At 44.4% G+C, this 20,017-nt stretch carries 22 protein-coding genes; 7 read left to right on the top strand and 15 right to left on the bottom strand.

Going from position 1 to position 20,017, the window contains the following annotated elements:
* Positions 1-15 precede the first annotated feature (15 nt).
* The 8 genes from fdx to trmJ all read right to left on the bottom strand — a co-directional run bounded on the left by fdx (position 16) and on the right by trmJ (position 6,290).
* On the bottom strand, positions 16-354 hold the full coding sequence (gene fdx / locus HRQ85_RS22055) for an ISC system 2Fe-2S type ferredoxin (protein WP_010440525.1): 339 nt from the start codon (positions 352-354) through the stop codon (positions 16-18).
* Positions 355-374: 20 nt separating this feature from the next.
* Positions 375-2,225 carry a Fe-S protein assembly chaperone HscA gene (gene hscA / locus HRQ85_RS22050; RefSeq protein ID WP_172380607.1) on the bottom strand — a complete coding sequence of 617 codons (1,851 nt, stop codon included), beginning with the start codon at positions 2,223-2,225 and terminating at the stop codon, positions 375-377.
* A gap of 22 nt (positions 2,226-2,247) precedes the next feature.
* On the bottom strand, positions 2,248-2,763 hold the full coding sequence (gene hscB, locus HRQ85_RS22045; protein WP_009848288.1) for a co-chaperone HscB: 516 nt from the start codon (positions 2,761-2,763) through the stop codon (positions 2,248-2,250).
* An 80-nt stretch (positions 2,764-2,843) separates the two neighbouring features.
* On the bottom strand, positions 2,844-3,167 hold the full coding sequence (gene iscA / locus HRQ85_RS22040) for an iron-sulfur cluster assembly protein IscA (RefSeq protein ID WP_004735095.1): 324 nt from the start codon (positions 3,165-3,167) through the stop codon (positions 2,844-2,846).
* A gap of 103 nt (positions 3,168-3,270) precedes the next feature.
* Complete coding sequence (gene iscU / locus HRQ85_RS22035) at positions 3,271-3,648, bottom strand: Fe-S cluster assembly scaffold IscU (RefSeq protein ID WP_004735094.1); 378 nt, start codon at positions 3,646-3,648, stop codon at positions 3,271-3,273.
* 33 nt (positions 3,649-3,681) lie between these two features.
* A complete protein-coding gene (locus HRQ85_RS22030; RefSeq protein ID WP_009848287.1) occupies positions 3,682-4,896 on the bottom strand; it encodes an IscS subfamily cysteine desulfurase in 1,215 nt (404 codons plus the stop codon).
* Between the two features lie 27 nt (positions 4,897-4,923).
* Positions 4,924-5,445, bottom strand: a complete 522-nt coding sequence (iscR, locus tag HRQ85_RS22025) for a Fe-S cluster assembly transcriptional regulator IscR (RefSeq protein ID WP_012603310.1) — start codon at positions 5,443-5,445, stop codon at positions 4,924-4,926.
* Between the two features lie 116 nt (positions 5,446-5,561).
* Positions 5,562-6,290, bottom strand: a complete 729-nt coding sequence (gene trmJ / locus HRQ85_RS22020) for a tRNA (cytosine(32)/uridine(32)-2'-O)-methyltransferase TrmJ (protein WP_004735091.1) — start codon at positions 6,288-6,290, stop codon at positions 5,562-5,564.
* A gap of 181 nt (positions 6,291-6,471) precedes the next feature.
* On the opposite strand from trmJ, the gene suhB reads away from it, so the two are divergent.
* Positions 6,472-7,275: an inositol-1-monophosphatase gene (suhB, locus tag HRQ85_RS22015; protein ID WP_009848284.1), complete on the top strand. Its 804-nt coding sequence runs from the start codon at positions 6,472-6,474 to the stop codon at positions 7,273-7,275.
* Positions 7,276-7,622: 347 nt separating this feature from the next.
* Here suhB and secF read toward each other — a convergent pair whose 3' ends face one another.
* The 5 genes from secF to queA form a co-directional block, all read right to left on the bottom strand.
* The gene (gene secF / locus HRQ85_RS22010; protein WP_017062837.1) at positions 7,623-8,570 is read right to left on the bottom strand and encodes a protein translocase subunit SecF; all 948 of its coding nucleotides are present in this window, start codon (positions 8,568-8,570) and stop codon (positions 7,623-7,625) included.
* Positions 8,571-8,584: 14 nt separating this feature from the next.
* Positions 8,585-10,441, bottom strand: coding sequence for a protein translocase subunit SecD (gene secD, locus HRQ85_RS22005; protein WP_081322238.1), 1,857 nt, complete (start codon positions 10,439-10,441; stop codon positions 8,585-8,587).
* A gap of 20 nt (positions 10,442-10,461) precedes the next feature.
* On the bottom strand, positions 10,462-10,791 hold the full coding sequence (gene yajC, locus HRQ85_RS22000) for a preprotein translocase subunit YajC (RefSeq protein ID WP_010440492.1): 330 nt from the start codon (positions 10,789-10,791) through the stop codon (positions 10,462-10,464).
* A 110-nt stretch (positions 10,792-10,901) separates the two neighbouring features.
* Positions 10,902-12,038, bottom strand: a complete 1,137-nt coding sequence (tgt, locus tag HRQ85_RS21995) for a tRNA guanosine(34) transglycosylase Tgt (protein WP_017056177.1) — start codon at positions 12,036-12,038, stop codon at positions 10,902-10,904.
* A 190-nt stretch (positions 12,039-12,228) separates the two neighbouring features.
* Positions 12,229-13,281, bottom strand: coding sequence for a tRNA preQ1(34) S-adenosylmethionine ribosyltransferase-isomerase QueA (gene queA / locus HRQ85_RS21990; protein WP_048613454.1), 1,053 nt, complete (start codon positions 13,279-13,281; stop codon positions 12,229-12,231).
* Between the two features lie 334 nt (positions 13,282-13,615).
* Here queA and HRQ85_RS21985 point away from each other — a divergent pair, with 334 nt between their 5' ends.
* A complete protein-coding gene (locus tag HRQ85_RS21985; protein WP_048615199.1) occupies positions 13,616-14,062 on the top strand; it encodes a CBS domain-containing protein in 447 nt (148 codons plus the stop codon).
* A gap of 69 nt (positions 14,063-14,131) precedes the next feature.
* Here HRQ85_RS21985 and HRQ85_RS21980 read toward each other — a convergent pair whose 3' ends face one another.
* A complete protein-coding gene (locus HRQ85_RS21980) occupies positions 14,132-15,037 on the bottom strand; it encodes a hydrogen peroxide-inducible genes activator (protein ID WP_017062525.1) in 906 nt (301 codons plus the stop codon).
* 210 nt (positions 15,038-15,247) lie between these two features.
* On the opposite strand from HRQ85_RS21980, the gene HRQ85_RS21975 reads away from it, so the two are divergent.
* The 5 genes from HRQ85_RS21975 (at position 15,248) to HRQ85_RS21955 (ending at position 19,258) form a co-directional block, all read left to right on the top strand.
* Entirely contained in the window at positions 15,248-15,856 is a 609-nt protein-coding gene (locus HRQ85_RS21975; protein WP_004740353.1) for a peroxiredoxin C, read from the top strand.
* Between the two features lie 311 nt (positions 15,857-16,167).
* Positions 16,168-16,911 carry a copper homeostasis protein CutC gene (locus HRQ85_RS21970; RefSeq protein WP_172380606.1) on the top strand — a complete coding sequence of 248 codons (744 nt, stop codon included), beginning with the start codon at positions 16,168-16,170 and terminating at the stop codon, positions 16,909-16,911.
* A gap of 99 nt (positions 16,912-17,010) precedes the next feature.
* Complete coding sequence (locus HRQ85_RS21965) at positions 17,011-17,940, top strand: LysR family transcriptional regulator (RefSeq protein WP_172380605.1); 930 nt, start codon at positions 17,011-17,013, stop codon at positions 17,938-17,940.
* Positions 17,941-18,068: 128 nt separating this feature from the next.
* Entirely contained in the window at positions 18,069-18,620 is a 552-nt protein-coding gene (locus HRQ85_RS21960; protein WP_172380604.1) for a porin family protein, read from the top strand.
* 146 nt (positions 18,621-18,766) lie between these two features.
* On the top strand, positions 18,767-19,258 hold the full coding sequence (locus HRQ85_RS21955; RefSeq protein WP_048613444.1) for a hypothetical protein: 492 nt from the start codon (positions 18,767-18,769) through the stop codon (positions 19,256-19,258).
* 9 nt (positions 19,259-19,267) lie between these two features.
* Here HRQ85_RS21955 and phoU read toward each other — a convergent pair whose 3' ends face one another.
* A complete protein-coding gene (phoU, locus tag HRQ85_RS21950) occupies positions 19,268-19,966 on the bottom strand; it encodes a phosphate signaling complex protein PhoU (RefSeq protein ID WP_172380603.1) in 699 nt (232 codons plus the stop codon).
* Positions 19,967-20,017 lie beyond the last annotated feature (51 nt).

The following is a 20,017-nucleotide window of genomic DNA, read 5'->3' as shown; positions in this document are numbered from 1 at the left end:
ACTGAAAACAGGTTCTTAGTGGTCTTCAGAAGCCAGGTTCAACGTGTACTTTGGAATCTCTACAACAAGATCCGTATCAGCCACTTTTGCTTGGCAGCCAAGGCGAGATTCCATCTCTAAGCCCCATGCCTTATCTAGCATGTCGTCTTCTAGGTCATCACTCTCTTCTAAAGAATCGAAGCCTTCACGAATCACGACGTGACATGTAGTACATGCACACGACTTCTCACATGCGTGTTCAATACCAATACCGGCCTTCAATGCAACATCAAGAACCGTCTCACCAGTTTTTGCTTCTAAAACAGCGCCTTCTGGACATAGATCTTCGTGAGGTAAAACAATAATCTTTGGCATGTTTATCTATTCTCTAACTATTAAATATTATCGACTGACTGACCTGACAGTGCAGCACGAATTGATTTATCCATACGACGAGAAGCAAAGTCTTGGCTCGCTTTGTCGGTATTCTTAATTTCTAGTTCAATGGCATCAGCGTTGTCGCCATTACGCACTTCAATCAGTGCTTCAATCGCTTGAACAAGTTGTTGTTTTTCTTGCTCATCAAGCAGCTCATCGCCATCAGCTTGCATTGCTGCAATAAGACCTTCGATAACACGATCTGCTTCTACACGTTGTTCAGCGAGAGCACGCGCTTGCATGTCTTCCTTAGCAAACGTCATCGAATCTTTCAGCATATTCGCCACTTCATTATCGCTTAAGCCGTAAGACGGTTTAACCTGAATTTCAGCTTGAACACCTGTGCTCTTCTCCATAGCAGTCACCGATAGCAGGCCATCAGCATCTACTTGGTAAGTCACACGAATATGCGCCGCACCAGCAGCCATTGGTGGAATGCCTTTTAGAGCAAAACGAGCCAATGAACGACAGTCATCAACCATCTCACGTTCACCTTGCACGGTGTGTACTGTCATTGCAGTTTGACCGTCTTTGAACGTGGTAAATTCTTGTGCGCGAGCAACAGGGATCGTGGTATTGCGTGGGATGATCTTTTCGACCAAGCCACCCATCGTTTCGATACCTAGGGAAAGAGGAATAACATCAAGCAGCAGCATTTCAGAGTCAGGCTTGTTGCCGACTAAGATATCCGCTTGGATAGAAGCGCCAATCGCAACCACTTCATCTGGGTTAATGCTGGTTAATGGCGTACGACCAAAAAAGTCACCGACCATTTCACGTACAAGTAACGTACGAGTTGAACCGCCGACCATCACGACTTCTAGAACATCATCCGCGTCAACTTCAGCATCTTTCAATGCACGACGACATGAAAGCAGTGTTTTCTTAACAAGCGGCTTAATGATGTCTTCAAACTCTTCACGAGTTAATGAACCAGCCCAACCCAACACTTCAACATTAACGCTTTCAGCTTCAGATAAGCCAATCTTCGCTTCTGTTGCTGCATCTAGAAGAATACGATTCTGTTCTGCGGTTAGCTCTGATAAGCCCATTTGCTCTTGGAAGTGCTCTGCGATCAAGTGGTCAAAGTCGTCTCCGCCTAATGCAGAGTCGCCACCCGTTGCTAATACTTCAAAAACACCTTTAGACAGGCGTAAGATAGAGATATCAAACGTGCCACCGCCAAGGTCATAAACCGCAATCACCCCTTCTTTACCTGAATCCAGACCGTAAGCAATCGCTGCCGCAGTAGGTTCATTAAGAAGACGTAACACGTGAAGACCAGCAAGTTGAGCCGCGTCTTTCGTACCAGCACGCTGTGCATCATCAAAATACGCAGGAACCGTAATTACGGCGCCAGATAACTCACCGCCTAGCGTAGACTCAGCACGTTGGCCAAGCGCTCGTAGAATATCAGCAGAAACCTGGATTGGGTTCTTGTTGCCTTGTTCTGTGCGGATCACAGGTAAACCATTATCACTTTCTTCAAACTGATATGGCAGAGACGGGTATCGCTGTTGAATATCTGACAGTGAACGACCGATTAATCGCTTAACTGAGATAATGGTATTTTTAGGGTCAGTCTGCGCGTTAGCACGAGCTTCATCGCCAGTGGTGTACGACTCTGACGTATAGTGAACAACTGAAGGTAAAATGCTTCGACCTTGTTGATCAACGAGTGTACTTGCCTCGCCACTGCGTACTGCAGCAACCAACGAGTTTGTTGTACCTAAATCAATACCCACAGCAAGCTTGTGCTGGTGAGGAGCGGCGCTTTGCCCTGGTTCTGCAATCTGAAGTAGTGCCATGGATGTGTCCTTGTTATACAAACTAGCCGATCAAACGATCTTCAACTAATTCGATTTCATTCTTTAATTTTGCAATAAACTTAAGCTTTCTTACTCGGTCTGCAGCTTCTAGCCAAGCTTCGCTTTCGAGTTCTTGTTGGATAGCGCTTAATTGTTGTTTATACATTTTGCTAACCTTGCCTTCAAATGCAAATAGCGCATCTTCGGGATCAGAACTGTCTGCGATATCTTCCAGCTCTTCACGCAGTTCCATTTGCTCCATCAGGAACATCGGATCTTGCATGGTTTGTTGTTCGCCACGAATGTCTTCACCGTGTTGAACTAGCAGGTATTCTGCTCGGCTGATTGGATTCTTCAATACCTGATACGCATCGTTGATTTGTGCCGCTTTTTGCACGGCTAATAAGCGGTCACGCTCAGAAGCTATCGCAAATTTATCAGGATGGAATTGGCGTTGCAGATCTCTAAACTGAGAAGAAAGAAGGCTACCATCCAGTTGAAACTGAAGTGGTAGCCCAAATAATTCGAAATGATTCATGTAAAGGTGGTCCTAAGTTTAGGCTCTTTGTTCAGAGCCTAATTTTATTCTTCGCTTACAACGCTTAACGATTCAAGCGTTTAAACATTGAAGCTCTCACCACAACCACATTCGCCTTTCGCGTTCGGGTTGTTGAATTCAAAACCTTCGTTTAGGCCTTCTTTTACATAATCAAGCTCAGTACCGTCTAGGTATACTAGGCTCTTTGGATCAATGATGACCTTAACACCTGAATGCTCAAACACTTCGTCTTCTTCGTTAAGCTCGTCAACGAATTCCAGTACATACGCCATACCCGAACAGCCAGTAGTTTTTACTGCTAAGCGTAACCCGAGACCTTTACCACGGTTATCTAGGAAAGCTTGAACTCGGCTTGCTGCCGTATCTGTCATGGTGATGGCCATACTACAACCTTGTGTTTTATATAAATTGAGAACTCAGGTGGGAGCACAAAGGGTGCTCCCAAATATTACTTATTTTGTCGACGTAATTACGGTATTGAAGCGATTAGTGCTTCTTTTTGTAATCCGCAACAGCTGCTTTGATTGCATCTTCAGCAAGAATTGAACAGTGAACTTTCACTGGTGGCAACTCAAGCTCTTCTGCGATTTCAGAGTTTTTAATAGCAGCAGCTTCATCAATACTTTTACCTTTAACCCACTCTGTAACCAGTGAGCTAGAAGCGATTGCGCTACCGCAACCGTAAGTCTTGAATTTTGCGTCTTCAATAATACCTTCTGCAGATACTTTGATTTGCAGTTTCATTACGTCACCACAAGCCGGTGCGCCAACCATGCCGCTACCTACACTTGGGTCTTCTTTATCAAACGAACCTACGTTACGTGGGTTTTCGTAGTGATCAATTACTTTTTCGCTATATGCCATGATAGTTACCTCGAATCCTCTATTTCCGTGAGATTAGTGATGAGCCCACTCAACAGTGTTCAAATCAATCCCTTCTTTATACATATCCCATAGAGGAGACATGTCGCGTAATTTGTTTACCGCTACACGGATTTGTGCAATCGCGTAGTCGATTTCTTCTTCCGTTGTGAAACGGCCGAATGAGAAACGTACTGAGCTGTGTGCCAGTTCATCGTTCAGACCAAGAGCACGTAGAACGTATGAAGGCTCTAGGCTTGCTGATGTACATGCAGAACCTGATGATACCGCTAGGTCTTTTAAAGACATAAGCAGAGATTCACCTTCAACGAAAGCAAAGCTCACGTTTAGGTTGTGTGGTACACGTTGGTCTAAGTCGCCGTTTACGGTTACTGCTTCTAGATCTTGAACACCTTTCAATAGGCGCTCACGAAGTGCTAGTGCGTGATCGTAATCTTTCTGCATGTCTTGCTTAGCGATAGCAAACGCTTCGCCCATACCCACGATTTGGTGAGTAGCAAGCGTACCAGAACGGAAACCACGTTCATGACCGCCACCGTGCATTTGCGCTTCAAGGCGAATACGTGGCTTACGACGAACGTACAAAGCACCGATGCCTTTAGGGCCGTATGCTTTGTGTGCAGACATAGAGATAAGATCAACTTTCATCTCTTTTACGTCTAGTGGGATTTTACCCGCAGACTGCGCCGCATCAACGTGGAAGATAATCTTGCGTGCACGACATAATTCGCCGATTGCACCGATATCTTGGATTACACCAATCTCGTTGTTTACGTGCATGATAGAAACTAGAACAGTATCTTCACGCATTGCAGCTTGTAGCTTGTCTAGATCAATGATGCCGTTTGCTTCTGGCTCAAGGTATGTCACCTCAAAACCTTCACGCTCTAATTGGCGGCATGGATCAAGAACCGCTTTGTGTTCTGTTTTGCACGTGATTACGTGCTTACCTTTCTTCTCGTAAAAGTGCGCAGCACCTTTGATAGCAAGGTTATCTGACTCTGTAGCACCTGACGTGAAAACAATCTCACGTGGGTCTGCATTTAGTAGATCGGCAATTTGCTCACGAGCATTATCTACTGATTCTTCTGCCTGCCAGCCGTAACGGTGTGAACGAGATGCAGGGTTACCGAAGTTACCGTCCATCGTCATGCACTGAACCATTTTTTCAGCAACACGTGGATCGACTGGGCATGTAGCTGAATAGTCAAAGTAAATAGGCAGTTTCATTTTCTACTCCAATGTAAAAACTGACCGCTAAGAGCGGGCATTAACACCGTGAGGTGCTGCACTAATCGTTGTAGTGCTCGTATTTTTATGTGCAAAACCATTATTAACCGCAAGATCGATATCTTGACGATCAGAAATCTCTAAAACTTCGTTATCTTTCATTAGCTCACCGAGCGTAATGTCGTTTAAGAAGCTGCTGATTCGGGAGCTTAAATCACGCCATAAAGTGTGAGTTAAACAACGAGTACCACCTTGGCAATCTGCTCGACCGTGACACTTAGTTGCATCGACTGATTCGTCAACTGCAGCAATTACAGTTCCGACAGCGATGTCGCTCGCTTCAGCACCTAAACGGTAACCACCGCCAGGACCACGAACACTAGCAACCAAGCCAGCTTTACGTAACTTAGAAAAAAGTTGTTCTAAGTAAGATAACGAGATGCCTTGTCGCTCTGAAATATCAGCCAGAGGAACTGGGCTTTTTTGCGAATGCAGTGCTACATCTAGCATAGCTGTTACCGCATATCTTCCTTTAGATGTAAGTTTCATATCACACCGTATCCACATTGTTTATGTGGTTGGAATTTTCCCATACCCGACTAAATTGGTCAAGTATTTAGTTGACTATTTTAGTCAGGTATTCACCCTTAGGGTTTGTATGGGCTTTATTTGTCGTTTTTGCTCTTCTCAATTGAAGTCAAAATGCCGCGTAGAGTGTTGATCTCTTGCAGCTCTGGACGAGCTCGACTGAACAAACGACGTAGCTTATTCATCACCTGACCCGGCTTATCCTTAGAGATAAATTGGGTATCAATGATCACTTTTTCAAGGTGCTCATAGAACATTTCTAGTTCTTCGTGACGAGGGTACTCATCTTGTTGCTGCGGCTGGTACTGGCTCGCCACCATATCAAGGTGTGCTACACGCACTTCATAGCTAAGAGTCTGTACTGCCATTGCTAGGTTTAGTGAGCTGTATTCTGGGTTTGCAGGAATACATACATGGAAATGACACTTCTGAAGCTCATCATTGGTTAAGCCAGTACGCTCACGGCCGAACACTAACGCTACAGGGTGCTTTTGACCTTCAACTGCAAATTTTTGTCCACATTCACGCGGCTCAAGCATTGGCCATTCAAGCGTACGAGAGCGTGCACTCGAACCAACCACCAAACCACAGTCTTTTACTGCTTCATCCAGTGTAGAAACGATGGTCGCGTTTTCCGCGATGTCACCTGCACCCGCAGCCAGTGCTAAGGTCTGCTCGTCAACTTCACATTGAGGGTCTACAAGAACTAACTGACTCAAACCCATCACTTTCATTGCGCGAGCTGCTGATCCGATATTTCCCGAATGAGACGTACCAACCAGAACGACTTTTACATTGTCTAACATGCTATATGACACCACTTTAAAAATAATCGCGAGATATTAACACATAGCTAAGTAAAATGGTCAGACCCTTCTCGGAATGTGAAATCAAGAGTTCAAAAAATAACCACTTCCCTTTTGGGGAAACTTTGGTATACTCGCCGCCGCTTTAAATTGTTCTTTAACATCTTGTGGGAAAAACCATATGCATCCAATGCTAAACATTGCGATACGCGCTGCGCGTAAAGCTGGCAACCATATTGCTAAATCTCTAGAAACAACTGATAAGATCGAATCGTCTCTAAAAGGTAACAACGATTACGTTACTAACATTGCTCAAGAAGCTGAGTACATGATCATTGAGACAATCAAATCATCTTACCCAGAGCACAGCATTATTTCTGAAGAGTCAGGCCTAACTGAAGGTAAAGATTCTGACGTACAATGGATCGTTGACCCACTAGATGGCACCAACAACTTTGTAAAAGGTTTCCCTCACTTCTCTGTATCTATCGCTGTTCGCATGAACGGTCGTACAGAAGTTGCTTGTGTTTATGACCCAATGCTAAACGAGCTATTCACAGCTCAACGTGGCGCTGGCGCTCAACTTAACAACGCTCGTATGCGTGTTACTCAACTAAAAGACCTTCAAGGTACTGTTCTAGCGACTGGTTTCCCATTCAAGCAAAAACAACACTCTGAATCTTTCATGAAGATCATCTCTGGTCTATTCGTTGATTGTGCTGATTTCCGTCGTACTGGTTCTCCAGCTCTTGACCTATGTTACCTAGCAGCTGGCCGTGTTGACGGTTACCTAGAACTAGGTCTTAAGCCATGGGATCTAGCAGCTGGCGATCTAATCGCTCGTGAAGCTGGTGCTATCATGACTGACTTTGCTGGCGGCACTGACTACATGACGTCTGGTAATGTTGTTGCTTCAAGCGCGCGTGGTGTTAAGTCTATTCTTAAGCACGTTCGTGAGAACTCTAACGAAGGTATGCTGAAGTAATTCAGACCTTGCGTTAATGCTCTTTAGTTAAGAGCAGAAGATTTTCAAAGCCTCGCTATTGCGAGGCTTTTTTGTATCCGAGATACGAGATACGACCAAAATGTCGGTTAGTTACAGTGAGCACAAATCACTGCTCTGTAAGCTGTATTTAGATCGCCACTAGATAGTGACTTAGCTACTTTGGCACTTGGTATTGGTATTGGTATTGGCATTGGCATTGGCATTGGCATTGGCAAATACGACAATGTACATTCGGTTCCAAAAGCTAACCCACAATATACAGACATAAAAAAACCGCTAGTTGCCCAGCGGTTTTTTTGGTTTAGCGAAAGTTGTTAAGCCGCGGCCTAAGGCATTTCGTCAAACTCTTCACCTTCTTTGTCCACTTGTGGTGGCATTAGGTGTTCACGCGTAATACCCAACTTCATAGCTAGTGCAGATGCAACGTAGATAGAAGAGTAAGTACCAACGGTAATACCCAGTAGAAGTGCAGTCGCAAAGCCGTGAATCATAGCGCCGCCCTGAACGAACAGTGCGATAACTACGAATAACGTTGTACCAGAAGTGATCAATGTACGGCTCAATGTTTGTGTGATTGAGCTGTTCAGCACTTCAGGTGCCTCGCCTTTACGCATCTTACGGAAGTTCTCACGAATACGGTCGAATACAACGATGGTATCGTTGAGGGAGTAACCGACTACCGTTAGCAAGGCTGCCACGATAGTAAGGTCGACCTCAATTTGCATTAGAGAGAACACGCCTAGTGTGATGATAACGTCGTGCGCTAGGGCTAATACCGCACCTGCAGCTAATCGCCATTCAAATCGCACTGATACGTAGATCAAGATACAGATAAGAGAAACAAGGATAGCAAGGCCACCAGCTTCTGTTAATTCGTCACCTACGTTAGGACCAACGAACTCGATACGACGCATTTCAACTTGCTCACCAGTACCATTCTCAATAGCAGAAAGGATTTGGTTACCAAGCGTTTCGCCCGCTACGCCATCACGTGGACGTAAACGAACCATCACATCACGAGCTGAACCGAAGTTCTGTACCGTTGCATCACCAAAGCCTTCGGCTTCTAGTGCACTACGAATATCAGGAAGGTGTGCCGGTTGTTCAAAACCAACTTCAATCAGAGTACCGCCAGTAAAATCTAGACCCCAGTTCAACGATTTCGTTGTTAGGGTGAAGATAGCAGTACCAATCATCAAGATAGAAAAAACAAAGGCAACCTTTGACCAACGCATAAAGTCGATCATTTTGTCTGCTTTTAGAATCTGAAACATATTAATTCCTAGCCTTAGATCGACAGTTTTTTAACGCGTTTGCCGCCATACATCAGGTTCACGATACAACGTGTTCCGATAATAGCTGTAAACATTGAAGTCAAGATACCGATAGACAGCGTTACCGCGAAGCCTTTGATAGCACCCGTACCCACAGCAAATAGAATGATTGCTGTTAGTAGTGTGGTGATGTTGGCATCGGCGATTGTGCTGAATGCGTTCGCGTAACCTTGGTGAATCGCTTGTTGTGGACTGCGTCCATCTCGAAGCTCTTCACGTATACGCTCAAAGATCAGAACGTTCGCATCAACCGCCATACCAACCGTTAATACGATACCGGCAATACCTGGTAGGGTCATGGTAGCCCCCGGAATCATCGACATAACACCGATAATCAACACCAAGTTAGCCATTAGCGCAACGTTCGCAATCAGACCAAAGCTACGGTAGTAAAGCAGCGTAAACAGCATTACAGCAGCCATACCCCAAACCATCGCCATGATACCCATATCGATGTTTTGCTGCCCCATAGATGGACCAATGGTACGTTCTTCTACAATCGAGATAGGCGCAATCAATGCACCAGCACGCAGTAGAAGTGCCAAGTTATGAGCTTCAGCCGTTGAGTCAATACCAGTAATACGGAAGTTACGGCCTAGCGCAGATTGAATCGTCGCTTGGTTAATCACTTCTTCGTGCTTACTTAAGATAACTCGACCTTCAGGTGTTTTACGACCGCTGTCTTTGTACTCTGCAAATACCGTTGCCATTAGCTTACCGATATTCTGACGAGAGAACGCTGACATCTTGCTACCACCTTCGCTGTCTAGCGAGATGTTAACTTGAGGACGACCATATTCATCAACACTTGAGCTTGCATCAGTAATACTTGAACCGCCTAGAATAACGCGCTTCTTAAGTACCACAGGACGACCATCACGATCTTGCTTGATTTCGCTACCCGCAGGGGCACGACCAGAAGCGGCAGCGGCTAAGTCAGCACTGCTATCGACTTCACGGAACTCAAGCGTCGCGGTAGCACCAAGGATTTCTTTAGCGCGAGCCGTGTCTTGAACACCAGGCAATTCCACTACGATACGGCTAGAGCCTTGACGTTGAACCAAAGGTTCAGCAACACCAAGTTCGTTAACACGGTTACGTAGAATGGTAATGTTTTGCTCAACCGCATAGTTACGGATTTCTTGAAGGCGAGCCTCTGTAAAGCTTGCAACCAAAGAGAAACGGCCGTTAGATTCAGAATCTACAAACGTCATATCTTGGTGCTTAGATTGCAGTAGCGATTTCGCTTCAGCAAGCTGCTCTTCGTTACGTAGAATAACTTCAACCGCATCTTTACCAGATGGGCGAATCGCACGGTAACGGATTTTCTCTTCACGAAGTTCACTACGGAATGCTTCTTCTTGTTGGCCAACCAGCTTTTCCATCGCAGCGTCCATATCCACTTCCATTAAGAAGTGAACACCACCACGTAGGTCAAGACCAAGTTTCATTGGTGCAGCACCAATAGATTCAAGCCAATTAGGAGTTGAAGCCGCTAGGTTTAAAGCAACGATAACGTCATCGCCTAGTGCTTCTGTGATGATATCACGGGCACTAATTTGCGTATCTGTGTCGTTAAAGCGAACAAGAATGGAACCGTCTTCGAGAGCAACGGATTTAGTAGAAAGGTTTTCTGCTTCAAGAGCATTGGTGACAGCATCCAGCGTAGACATATCTACAGAGGCGCCGCGCGCCCCTGTAACTTGAACTGCCGGATCTTCACCGTATATATTTGGAAGTGCGTACAACGCAGCGATAGCGATGGCAAACACCACCATCAAATACTTCCATAACGGGTAACGGTTTAGCACAGCGAGGATCCTCTAGCTGTTTATAGAGATTTCAGAGTACCTTTTGGTAGCACTGCTGTAACGAAGTCTTTCTTGATAACTACTTCGTTGTTTGCGTTCAGTTCGATAGCAACGTAGTCGCTGTCTTCAGCAATCTTAGTGATCTTGCCGATTAGGCCGCCGCTTGTAAGAACTTCATCGCCTTTGCCCATAGAAGACATAAGGTTCTTGTGCTCTTTAACACGCTTAGCTTGTGGACGGTAGATCATGAAGTAGAAGATCACAGCGAACATACCTAGCATGATAAGCATTTCGAAACCGCCGCCTGCTGGTGCACCTTCTGCTGCTGCGTGAGCTTGAGAAATAAACATTTAAAACATCCTCTATTATATTTTCGTAATTGTTTGTCTAATTGGGTCGCATCCCTTTATTTTCAAGCCCCATCACTCGGAAGAGAGATAGGGCTCGCAAAAAAGAAATACTAAGATTCTTTACCTAGTGGTGGCACTTCACGCCCCATTCTTGCGTAGAACTCTGCAACGAACTCTTCAAAGCGGTCTTCATCGATAGACTGACGAATGTCTGACATTACTCGTTGGTAGAAACGCAGGTTATGAATCGTGTTCAGTCGAGCACCTAGGATTTCGTTACAACGATCCAAATGGTGTAAGTACGACTTGCTGTAGTTCTTACAAGTGTAACAGTCACACTCTGAATCTAGTGGTGTTGTATCGGTTTTATGCTTCGCATTACGGATCTTGATCACACCTTCAGTCACAAACAGGTGGCCGTTACGTGCATTTCGCGTTGGCATTACACAGTCAAACATGTCGATACCGCGACGAACACCTTCAACCAAGTCTTCAGGTTTGCCTACGCCCATTAGGTAACGTGGCTTATCTTCTGGCAGTTGAGGACATGTGTGCTCAAGAATGCGGTGCATATCTTCTTTTGGTTCGCCTACTGCTAGGCCGCCTACTGCGTAACCGTCAAAACCAATTTCAGTTAGGCCTTTAACGGATACATCACGAAGGTCTTCGTACACGCCACCTTGCACAATGCCGAACAGTGAGTTCGGGTTTTCAAGTTTGTCGAAGTGGTTACGTGAACGCTCAGCCCAACGAAGAGACATCTCCATTGAGTCTTTTGCTTCTTTGTGTGTCGCAGGGTAAGGCGTACACTCATCGAAGATCATTACAATGTCTGAACCTAAATCTTTTTGGATTTCCATAGACTTCTCAGCGTCCATGAAGATCTTGTCACCGTTTACAGGGTTACGGAAATGAACACCCTCTTCAGTGATTTTACGCATTGCACCTAGGCTGAATACTTGGAAGCCGCCTGAATCAGTCAGGATAGGACCGTGCCAGTTCATGAAATCGTGCAGGTCACCGTGCATTTTCATAATTTCTTGACCAGGACGTAGCCATAGGTGGAATGTGTTACCTAATAGGATTTCAGCACCTGTGTCTTTTACTTCTTCAGGTGTCATACCTTTAACAGTACCGTAAGTACCTACAGGCATGAATGCTGGGGTTTCAACGGTACCGCGTTCAAACTGAAGTTGACCACGACGTGCGCCGCTATTAGTTTTTTTAAGTTCGTATTTTAATTTCACGAAGCCTCCAATATGCCAGAGAAACAATCTGACTGTTAATTCAGAACCTTAGGCCAAACAAAAGTTCAGTCTAGTGAGTTCTATGAGGAGCGGTCGCGTATTCCTTGCGAGAGATTAGACAGACACCCTGCCCGACTCCTAGCTTACTGCTAGCACTCGTAAAGTTTTGTATCGCTTAAACCAGCTTAAATTAGCTCGTTTTCTTATTGATGAACATAGCATCGCCGTAGCTGAAGAAACGGTATTCGCTCTTCACGGCGTGATCGTATGCGCCCATCACATTATCGTAGCCAGCAAATGCACTCACCAACATAATCAGCGTTGATTCTGGCAAGTGGAAGTTGGTAATCAAGCAATCCACCAACTGGTATTCATAGCCAGGGAAGATGAAGATTTCTGTATCACCAAAGAAAGGAACGAGTTCGGTGCCTTTCTTCACTGCATCTTGCGCTGCACTTTCTAGTGAGCGAACTGATGTTGTACCAACAGCAATAATACGGCCGCCACGAGCTTTTGCTGCAGCTACGGCGTCAACCACTTCTTGCGGTACTTCAACGTACTCAGCATGCATGTGGTGATCGTTAATATTATCAACTTTTACTGGCTGGAACGTACCAGCACCAACGTGAAGCGTCACGTAAGCAAACTCAACACCTTTTTCTTTCATGTCAGCCATTAGCTTGTCATCAAAGTGAAGGCCTGCTGTTGGCGCTGCAACCGCACCCGGCTTTTCATTATAGACAGTCTGGTAGCGCTCTTTATCTGCATCTTCATCAGGACGATCGATGTAAGGAGGCAGTGGCATGTGACCCACACTGTTAAGAATCTCTAAAACGCTTTGATCGGATGTGAAATGGATTTCGAATAACGCATCATGACGCGCCACCATTTCAGCTTCATATTCATCGTTCTCACCAAGGAACAACTTGGTACCCGGCTTCGGTGATTTAGAACAACGAACATGCGCAAGAATGCTTTTCTCATCAAGCATACGTTCAACCAGAACTTCAAGCTTACCGCCTGAAGCCTTGCGACCAAATACACGAGCTGGAATCACTCGAGTATTATTGAAAACAACAAGATCGCCTGGCTCAACCAAGTCTAAAACGTCTTTAAACGAACCATCAGCTAGGTTACCGCTGTTGCCATCTAATTTAAGTAGGCGGCTTGCTGTACGCTCCTCTTGAGGGTAGCGAGCAATGAGTTCATCTGGTAGGTCAAAGTGAAAATCTGAAACTTGCATGTGTCTAGTCTTGTCTTAGTTGATGAGATTTGTGCCGTTGACGAATCATAAATCGTAGTTGCTGGATAATCGTTACGGTAAGTCAATCGTTACCAGAAACACATCGCAAACACGACTAAAAATTTCGCAGTGGGCTAGTATAGGCACACGAGCCGCAATAGCAAGGTTTACAGCACTGGATTATTGTAAAGAGGCGTAAAATAATGCTACTGATTCACCTCCTCAAACGAAAGAATTAGTTGCATAAAACTCACCCAAGAATGCGTCAGATCTCAGTTATTTTTTGGATAAAAAACTATAGTAATAGCAACAAATAAAAAAGAAGGAGGTTCGTATGATCAAGGTTGAAGATATGATGACTCGCAACCCTCATACCCTATTGCGCTCACACTCACTGGCCGATGCTAAGCACATGATGGAAGCGCTTGATATCCGCCATATACCGGTCGTTGATTCCGATAGGCATCTACTAGGTGTCGTCACACAACGAGACGTTCTAGCCGCTCAAGAATCCAGCCTACAAAACATCCCACAAGCTCAATCTTTTACTCTTGCTACTCCCCTCAACGACATCATGCACAAAAGTGTTATGTCGGTAGAGCCGCGAGCAGGGTTAAAAGAGTCGGCTATCTATATGCAAAAACATAAAGTGGGCTGTTTACCTGTCGTAGAAAACCACGAACTAGTAGGCATTATTACAGACAGCGATTTTGTCACGATAGCGATCAATTTGCTGGAGCTGCAAGAAGAAGTAGAGCCAGAAGAAGCGGAAGTAGAGTAACGCTCGGAAGTGATATAAAGAAGAGCGGCCAATTCAGCCGCTCAGAGGGATTGTTGTCGAAGCGAGTTATTATAAAAGCTCAGACACCACATCCGCTAATTGATGGAATGTCTCACGACGCGAAGAGCTTGGTCGCCAGACAAGGCCAATATCTCGGTAGGCCTGTTGACCAGGAGGATCGATCACAACAAGATTCTGGTTTTCCAATAAACCGTGGTCGATCGCCATCTGAGGAATAAAGGTAGTACCTAAGCCATTCGCGACCATTTGCACCAATGTGTGAAGGCTCGTCGCTGTGAACGGATTTATCTTCTCTTTATCCGTTAACTTACAAGCCGACACTGCATGCTCTGTTAAGCAGTGCTCGTTCTCCAACAAGAATACAGATTCGTCTGGCAGGTCATCGTATTTAATCGGAACACGAATACCATCAGCTTGATTACGACTGATCACCATTCTAAACGGATCTTGCCCAACAACTTGGCTTTCCATATTGTCGATATCGACAGGCAAAGCCAGAATCAGTACATCTAAGTCTCCATGACGGAGCGCAGCCAATAGGTTGGTTGTTGTATCTTCACGTAACAATAAATTAAGCTGAGGAAAGCGTTGGTTGGCCTCTTGTACCAAATCACACAAAAGGAACGGCGCTATAGTAGGAATACACCCTACTCGTAACTGCCCTTGCATCGCATCCCCGTTACATAAGTTTCCAAGTTCAACTAAGTCTTGCCCTTTCGCTAGTAGCTCTCGTCCATGTTTCACCACCAGCTCACCTGCTTGCGTGAAAACCAGCGGGCTCTTTTTATCTTTCTTCTCATAAAGCGGGCAACCAATGAGTTCCTCTAGGTTTTGAATGCCTTTACTTAGCGTAGATTGACTGACGAAACAGCGATCAGCGGCATCACTGAAATGACGAGTTTCGTGAAGAGTAACAAGATAGTGAAGTTGCTTAAGACTTGGCCATTTATTCATGAAATTACTTTGTAATATGAGTAGGATAAGTTACGTAAAGGTCATAAGACCTAAGGACAGGACAAAGAATAAGCTTATCGCTTTTTTCGATTAACTTAATCTATTTAATTCGCTTTTTTCTATAGTACCGATTGTACTATAGTTTGTCCCGTAGAAACGGAGCCCAAACAAAGATGTGTTGGGCCAACTAATTTTTTAGGAGATTCCAAAATGGTACTAGTAGGTCGTCAAGCCCCTGACTTTACTGCAGCAGCTGTTCTAGGTAACGGTGAGATCGTTGATAACTTCAACTTCGCAGAATTCACTAAAGGTAAGAAAGCTGTAGTTTTCTTCTACCCACTAGACTTCACTTTCGTTTGTCCTTCAGAGCTAATCGCTTTCGACAACCGTCTTGAAGATTTCCAAGCTAAAGGCGTTGAAGTAATCGGTGTTTCTATCGATTCTCAATTCTCTCACAACGCATGGCGTAACACTGCTATCGCTGATGGCGGTATCGGTCAAGTTAAATACCCTCTAGTTGCTGACGTTAAGCACGAGATCTGCAAAGCATACGATGTTGAGCACCCAGAAGCAGGCGTTGCTTTCCGTGGTTCTTTCCTAATCGACGCTGACGGTCTTGTACGTCACCAAGTAGTTAACGATCTTCCACTAGGTCGTAACATCGACGAAATGCTACGCATGGTAGACGCACTAAACTTCCACGAGAAGAACGGTGAAGTTTGTCCTGCACAATGGGAAGAAGGTAAATCAGGTATGGACGCATCTCCAAAAGGTGTTGCAGCATTCCTATCTGAGCACGCTGACGACCTAAGCAAGTAATTACCTCTTAAGCCCGAACTCAACGCGGGTTAATGGTTGGAAGACTCTCTATAAAGAGACATAAAGCATAAGCTAATAGCGCAAAGCGCACCGCCAATCAGTTAAGAAGTAAAGTCCTATTAAAAGCCCGAAGTTAACGCTTCGGGCTTTTTGTTTTCTCACTAGCCTTCATCCTAAACTGTCTCTTGTGATAGATAATTGAGGTAGCTCTAAACTCAAACTTTACCCCTATTTTCCTCTAGCACTGCCTATTCATGTCCGTATCTAGATTGCTATTATTTCATCAGTATCTTTTTGAACGGATAAACAAGATGAACACCGAAATTGAAGTCTGTATCGATAACTTAGAATCTCTTCATACCGCACTATCTGGTGGCGCGAATCGAATTGAGCTTTGCTCTTCCTTAGCACTTGGCGGATTAACTCCAAGCTTCGGAATGATGAAGCAAGCGGCAATAATTTCGTCGGTTCCGGTCTACGCTATGATACGCCCAAGACAAGGCGACTTCATTTTCGATAACGACGATATGCTCTGTATGCTTGAAGATATTGAAGCTTGCGCAAATGCAGGATTGGATGGGGTCGTACTTGGTGTGTTAGCGCCGAACGGAAGCATTGATATACCAAAAATGCAGCAACTGGCTGAAAAAGCGCATTCGTTAAAGCTTGGGATTACCTTCCACAGAGCCATCGATCAAAGCTCTGATTACCAAGCAGCATTAGAGCAGGTGATTACACTTGGATGCGAAAGAGTCCTGACATCAGGGCTTGCTGTTAATGCCGAACAAGGCATCGATGTATTGGCAGCAATGGTCAAACAAGCCGATGGACGAATTGATATCATGGCGGGGGCTGGCGTTAACCCTGCGAATGCCAAAATGATTCAAAGCGCTACCCAAGTACCTGCTCTTCACCTTTCAGGTAAATCAACAAGACCGAGCCTAATGGAAAACAACTCGAGTGCTCAAATGGGCAATGATGATATTGATGATTATCAGATCCCAGTGACAGATGCGAGTAAGATATCTGATGTGAGAGCCGCCCTCACCGCTTAGGGCAATAATCGCCAGCATAAATCCAGAGAACCTCGCTGACTAATCTAACTGACTAACGTATATTAGATTTAATAGCGCAGAAAATTTTCATGGATAGATATGGCTAAAGACTTATTCAGCTCTCTTGATTTAAACCTGTTACGAACATTTCTGATTGTTTATCAAGAAAAAAACACCAGAAAGGCTGCGGAGCGTTTATTCGTTTCTCAGCCGGCGGTTAGCCAAGCTCTACAAAAGCTAAGACACCACTTCAACGATGACCTTTTCGTCAAAGTTCATGGTGGCTTGCAACCAACCGCTTTCTCAGAACAGCTCACCAACAAGATCAAACCATTCATGGACGGTCTATCTGTTGCTATTAATACCTCAAACACTTTCGACCCGAAAGATATCGACTACACACTTAAAATAGCTCTATCACCTATCGTGCTATCTTGTTTATCTGGTTCTCTATTTAAAATGATAAGAGAGCAAGCACCGAATGCGAGTCTAGAATTAGTCTCTTGGACCAATGCTTCTGTTTCTGACATTCAGAAAGGTGAGGTGTTGATGGGGGTCAGTTACCTTGGTAGCAAAACGAATAAAGAAGTTTATACGAAGAAGTTAATTGAACTAACAGCGCGTATTTTTGTAAGAAAAGAGCACCCTTTAAAGCAAGAAATCGTTACACCTTATGATGTGGCGGGGTACGATATCGCTTCATTAGTCACACCAGGTTGGAACGACAACTTTAGTTTGGCATCGAATATCCTAACTGAGCTTTCTATTGAGCATAATATTGGTTTCCGTAGTGAGCTAATTATGGCGGTCATTGATGTCATTCAACATACAGATATGTACATGCCACATTCGAATCTTTTCCTCGTTGATAATTACCCAACCCTACGCGGAATCGATGTTGTGATAGATGGCGAGCCTCCCAAAACTCCTGTTTACTGCCACTTACATACTAAAAACAGAAACTCCCCTACGACCAATTGGTTATTTGAGTTAATACAAAAAGCACTGTCAACTCAGACTAATAAGTAATACTTATTATAGAGATACCAACATCTACTTAGCCTAAAAATAAAACACCGTTTAATATTAACCCTATCAAAACGGATACTGAACTACGAAGGATCGTGCAGTTAAGTTAACCCTAGATAGAGACTAATATGAAAATTGCACTTACTACCCTAATTTCAGCTTCACTACTTTCTGTTCCAGTTCTTGCAAACAACTTTGACAGCCAACACCGTGTGGGTATCGGTTATAACCAAACTCAAGTAAACGATTGGCTAACCGATGACACAGTTGATTGGGGTAACGGTATCAAACTTGAATATGGTTATGAGTTTAACCGTATCGTAGGTATCAACGTTTCTTACGCAACGAATAGTGACGACGAAAACGTTGAAGGCATAAAAGCTGAGATCGATGGTTACAAGTTCCAAGTTGATGCTGACATCGGTTATAAATTTGAATTGGATGGCTTCTCTTTGAAACCTTACGGTGTCCTTGGTTTAGCACGTCAAAGCGAAGATAATTCTATTGGTTATTCAGATACAACGTGGACTGAATCATACAACGATACCAGCTTCGTTGTTGGCCTAGGTGGTCGAGCAGAATTCGGACCACACCTATACACTGACATGCGCTTTGAATTCGCGAGCTACGATGACGTAGATTACGACACATTCTCATGGACTGTCGGTTACCGCTTCTAATAAATTGAAAAAGCCAGCGTTCAAGCTGGCTTTTTACGATCAGTCAATTGCTGGGTTCTAACACCTCATCAAAGTTGAGCCCCTTTCGAACAATTCGAATCAAAATTCATTGCAGCCACGGACGGCTAATTGCTTTAGGTATTTTTATGAAGATAAAAACTTCCCTGCTTTTACTTTCAGCCCTTTCTACTTCCGTTTCAGCAAGTGCTCTTCATTTATCCCCAGAACTAAAAATTGGCTCTTATCATGGCTTCGGAGTTCAAGCTGGCATTACTGATGTGGCAAATTTAGGTGCCGTTTATCTTAGCTATTCTCACCTTTGGTATGACAGCGATCGATATGACGAAACAGTTGATGCGTATCGTGTTGGTATCCAAAACATGTTTGGAAGAAACCAAATCCATGGCTTTCAGGCTGAGATTGGTGTGGCAAGTTATGACGGTACAAAAACGCGCTCAGGCGAAGTAGAAGAGAAAACAACACATGGTATAAGCCTAGGTGGTGCCTACGTTTACCAAGCGACACCAATGCTTGGATTACGTGCTGGTGTTGATATGAATATTTTTGATCACAACAAAACCTTTGTGCCTTACGACACAACGGTCAATTTCAATCTTGGTGCAATAATTAGCTTCTAGAGATAAGCTCTATTTTAGTACGTCATCAAGGCTTTGATCGCCTAAGTGACGTACATCTTTACCCTTCACAAAATAAATAATGTATTCGCAGATATTTTGGCAGCGGTCTCCCACTCGTTCAATCGCACGCGCTGACCACATCACCTGCAAAATATTAGGGATGTTCTTAGGGTCTTCCATCATATAGGTCATTAACTGACGAATAACGGCCTCGTACTCCGCATCCAACTTATCATCAAGTTTGTGAACTTCAGCTGCCGCATCAACATCCATACGAGCAAAAGCATCTAATACTTGGTGAAGCATGGTGATAGCCTGACGGCAAAGAGGCTCTAAAGATACGTGGAATTTTTGCTCTTTGGTCGAAGGGATCTCTATCGCGCCTTGAGCAATTTTAGAGGCAACATCACCAATACGTTCCAGATCGGTAATCGTTTTGATGATCGCCATAATCAAACGCAGATCCTTCGCTGTCGGTTGACGCTTTGCAATGATTCGAGTACACGCCTCATCAATCGACACTTCCATCGCATTCACTTTGTGGTCATCACGAATCACTTTTTTAGCCAATTCAACATCGTCTTTATGAAGCGCCTGCATTGCAAACGAGAGTTGCTGCTCCACTAACCCACCCATGGTCAATACATGAGTACGGATCGATTCTAACTCGACATTGAATTGCCCTGAAATGTGGCGACCGAAATGCATACTTGCTCCTTGAAAGAAATGAAGAAAGCCATTTTTGTAGAGTGACTTAGC

This window comes from Vibrio sp. Vb339, assembly GCF_902751245.1.
Lineage (GTDB): Bacteria > Pseudomonadota > Gammaproteobacteria > Enterobacterales > Vibrionaceae > Vibrio > Vibrio coralliirubri.
Note: the sequence above shows the minus strand (reverse complement) of the source record. Positions and strands in the feature narration are given on the sequence as shown.